Annotated in this window: 1 protein-coding gene and 1 pseudogene; both read right to left on the bottom strand. The window is 32.2% G+C overall.

Annotation, left to right across the window (positions count from 1 at the left end):
• Positions 1–66 precede the first annotated feature (66 nt).
• Positions 67–189 (bottom strand): annotated as a pseudogene (locus tag K5S59_RS30780) (Pr6Pr family membrane protein); the annotation flags it as partial.
• Between the two features lie 16 nt (positions 190–205).
• Entirely contained in the window at positions 206–1,126 is a 921-nt protein-coding gene (locus K5S59_RS29735) for a serine hydrolase domain-containing protein (protein WP_001009747.1), read from the bottom strand.
• Between the last annotated feature and the right edge of the window lie 94 nt (positions 1,127–1,220).

Here is a 1,220-nt window from a genome sequence, read left to right as displayed (position 1 = left end):
ACAGTCGGGTTCTTTTATTTCTAAAATTTTTTCCTAAAGTTTCGATTCCCTAAATATCTTACTACCATACAAATTAACTGGATTGAATGGTTTCACTTGTGCTCTTATTATAAATTGCGTAATAATCGCGCTACATGCTAAAAGACTTAAACATAGTCTAAATAAAGATAATGTTTTTACACCTTTCATACATTGTCTCTTCTTCTTATATAAACTTATTATTATTCTCCTGTACATGCTCCATAAATAATTTCAATGGAACGAGTCCGCGTTTTGGCATATGACTACTTATGACAGCAACAAGCTCTAACTGCGGAATGATAACGATGTATTGTCCGCCGTATCCCATAGCAAAATATATACAATACGGTATGTGAAATCTTTCGTTATTCAATACCCACCAGTGATATCCATACGCCCCAACATGTTCATACGTTTCAAATAGAGCTGTACTTGATTCTTCTAACCATTTCGAGGATACAATTTCATTCCCCTGCCAATATCCATTCTGCAAACATAATATTCCGAGCTTTAATAAATCTTTAGATTTCATTTTCATGCCGAATCCGCCGACATGTATTCCTTGGGGATCTTGTTGCCACTCAAACTCGGTGATTTCTAACGGATCAAATAAGTACCTTTTCGCAAACTGCTCTGTCGACATTCCAGTAGCTTTTTGAATAATGTAGCTAAGCAAATGCGAAGATCCTGAGTTATAATTCATTTTTGTAGCAGGTTCTTCAATAATTGTTTTTTCTAATATGTATTGGACCCAGTTTGCCGATTCTACAAAATCATTTGGGAATACTACTCCATTTCCAAACTCTTTCCAATCCTCACCTGTAGTCATCGTTAATAAATGATACAGAGTCAAATCCTGCTTTTCCTCAGATACATTTTCAACCCACACTGTAATCGGTGTATGCATATCATTTATATAGCCTTTATCTATTGCAATACCAATTAATATAGATACAATGCTTTTTGTAATCGAATTTATTTTAAATAGATTATTTTCACACTCTAACGTTTTATAATACTCAGTTGTTAACTCACCTTTTTGATAAACAAGAAATGTATTTACTTTTTTCTTTTCAAATTTATTTTCTAGTTGCTTAAAATTCAAAACTTTACCTCCAATTAAATCATTACTTGATTTATTATATCGTGTAACTTCAATTAAAACATAATTGTGATTAAATAAAAAAGAAACCTGTCAG

Source organism: Bacillus sp. BML-BC051, from assembly GCF_019656175.1.
Classification (GTDB): domain Bacteria; phylum Bacillota; class Bacilli; order Bacillales; family Bacillaceae_G; genus Bacillus_A; species Bacillus_A mobilis.
Note: the sequence above shows the minus strand (reverse complement) of the source record. Positions and strands in the feature narration are given on the sequence as shown.